The following is a 2,334-nucleotide window of genomic DNA, read 5'->3' on the forward strand; positions in this document are numbered from 1 at the left end:
CCCGAGGATCAGGCCAAGGTCCGCGACGCCGTCGACAAGGCCTCCGCCCAGKCCTTGCGGGCCGGCGACGTCATCCACCGCATGCGCGAGTTCGTGCGGCGCGGAGCCAGCGAACGCGCGCCCGAGAGCCTGTCCAAGGTGGTCGAGGACGCCGCCGCCCTGGCCCTGATCGGGGCCCGCGAGCACCTGGTCTCGACCCGCTTGCAGCTCGATCCCAAGGCCGACGCCGTCTATGCCGACCGGGTGCAGATCCAGCAGGTGCTGGTAAACCTGATCCGCAACGCCGTCGACGCCATGGCCGACTCGCAACGCCGCGAACTGACCATCGCGAGCCAGCGGCTCGACAACGGCTCTGTCCAGGTCAGCGTCACCGACACCGGATCGGGCATCAGCGACGACTTCCGCGAGCGGCTGTTCCAGCCGTTCATGACCACCAAGGCCGAGGGCATGGGGGTCGGCCTGTCGATCTCGCGCTCGATCATCGAGGCGCACGGCGGGCGCATCTGGGCCGACGCGAACCCGAAAGGCGGCACGGTGTTCCACTTCATCCTGCCGGCCAGACGAGACGACGAGGACGTGATCGATGAGTGAAGCCGTGGTCCATGTGGTCGACGACGACGAGAGCGCCCGCGAGTCCCTGGCGTTCCTGCTGGAGGCCGCCGACTTCGAGGTGGTCAGCCACGCCTCGGCGCTGGCCTTGCTGGACGCCCTGCCCCTGGATGGCGCCGGCTGCGTGATCACCGACATGCGCATGCCCGACATGACCGGGCTGGAGCTGGTGCGGGAGCTCAACGCCCGAGGCTCGCGTGTGCCGGTCATCATGATCACCGGCCATGGCGACATCCCCCTGGCGGTCGAGGCCATGCGAGCCGGGGTGGCCGACTTCATCGAAAAGCCCTTTGGCGAAAGTCGGATGATCGACGCCCTCAACCGCGCCTTGGAAGCCGGCCCTCCGCCGGCCACCACCGCGGTCTCGGACGAGGCGACCCTGGTCCGCCAACGGCTGGAGACCCTGTCGGAGCGCGAGCGCCAAGTGCTGGACGGCGTCGTCGACGGCCAGCCCAACAAGGTCATCGCCCGCGAACTGGGGATCAGCCCGCGTACGGTCGAGATCTATCGCGCCAAGCTGATGGCCAAGATGCACGCCGACAACCTGGCCGCCCTGGTGCGCATGACCCTGTCGGCCCGGCGCGCTTAAACCGCGAGGCGATCGCTTCGTTCAAGCCAGCCTAGGTAATCCTCCTTAGGCGTAGGTCCCGACTGTACCGCTCGGCTCCAGAGGCGGAGAGTGGGCGGGCTACGAGATCGGGAGATCGCCATGCTGTCCGTGATCCAGACCGCCGCCCCCACCGTCACCCGCCAGCCGGCGGCGATCGTGCTCGACGGCCTGCACCTGAGCTACGGCCCGGGCGTGACGATCTTCGACGAGGGCCAGCCGGCCGACCGGATCTACCAGCTGATCTCCGGATCCTTGCGCACCTGCCGCCTCCTGCGCGACGGGCGGCGGCAGATCGAGACCTTCCACTTCGCCGGCGACGTGTTTGGCCTGGAGAGCGGCGAGAGCTATCGCGTGGCCGCCCAGACCCTGAGCCCGACCCTGGTGCGGGCCATGCCGCGTCCCGCCCTGGAAGCCCTGGCCCAAGAGCGCGGCGACGTGGCCCGCCGCCTGCTGGAGCTGACCACCGACAGCCTGCGCCGCTGCCAGGACCACGTGCTGATGCTGGGCCGCCGCACCGCCTGCGAGCGCGTCGCCGCTCTGCTGCTGGACCTGGCCGAGCGCACGGGCGCCCAGGCCCTGCTCGACGTGCCGATGACCCGCCAGGACATGGCCGACTATCTGGGCCTGACCATCGAGACTGTGTCGCGCACCTTCACCCAGTTCCAGCACGACGGCCTGATCGCCTTGCCGACCACCCGCAAGGTGCTGCTGCGCGATCGCCGCGCCCTGGAAGCGATGGTGGACTGAGCGCGGCCTAAGCCGCCGTCTTCACGATCACGGCGTGGCCGTTGAGATTGTGCAGCGTCAACGCGCCGGGGATGTCCAGGCGGTCGTTCACCAGCTTGGTGACCCCCGTGCAGGACGAGAAGCCGTAGTCGTCGAACACCACGACGCCGCCCACCGGCATGCGCGGCCACACCCATTCCAGGATGTGCAGCGCCGAGTCGTAGACATCGACGTCGATGTGGCAGAGCGCGAACCGCCGGTCGGCGACCCGGTCGGCGGTGTCGTCGGGGAAGATTCCCGTCAGCAGGCTGACATTGGAAAGCCCCAACTGATCGGCCAGCGCCCGGACGATCTGCTCGGAGGTGTCGGCGTGCTCGCCGCCCTTGTAG

Annotated in this window: 4 protein-coding genes; 3 read left to right on the plus strand and 1 reads right to left on the minus strand. The window is 69.2% G+C overall.

The annotated features are described in order from the left end of the window. The 3 genes from AC1DZ6_RS23730 to fixK form a co-directional block, all read left to right on the plus strand. The coding region (locus AC1DZ6_RS23730) for a sensor histidine kinase (protein WP_477099565.1) at positions 1-591 on the plus strand (591 nt) is incomplete at its 5' end. Beyond that, positions 584-1,198, plus strand: coding sequence for a response regulator FixJ (gene fixJ, locus AC1DZ6_RS23735; RefSeq protein ID WP_477099566.1), 615 nt, complete (start codon positions 584-586; stop codon positions 1,196-1,198). The genes AC1DZ6_RS23730 and fixJ, both read left to right, overlap by 8 nt. 120 nt (positions 1,199-1,318) lie before the next feature. Next, the gene (gene fixK, locus AC1DZ6_RS23740; RefSeq protein WP_477099567.1) at positions 1,319-1,966 is read left to right on the plus strand and encodes a transcriptional regulator FixK; all 648 of its coding nucleotides are present in this window, start codon (positions 1,319-1,321) and stop codon (positions 1,964-1,966) included. A gap of 7 nt (positions 1,967-1,973) precedes the next feature. Here fixK and AC1DZ6_RS23745 read toward each other — a convergent pair. After that, the coding region (locus AC1DZ6_RS23745) for a class I SAM-dependent methyltransferase (RefSeq protein WP_477099568.1) at positions 1,974-2,334 on the minus strand (361 nt) is incomplete at its 5' end.

The sequence above is a fragment of the Caulobacter sp. P1_B12_2 genome (assembly GCF_056406675.1).

Excerpts from the sequence above, each read along its gene's own strand:
- fixK (WP_477099567.1), top strand. The coding sequence starts at position 1,319 with ATGCTGTCCGTGATCCAGACCGCCGCCCCCACCGTCACCCGCCAGCCG.
- fixJ (WP_477099566.1), top strand. The coding sequence starts at position 584 with ATGAGTGAAGCCGTGGTCCATGTGGTCGACGACGACGAGAGCGCCCGC.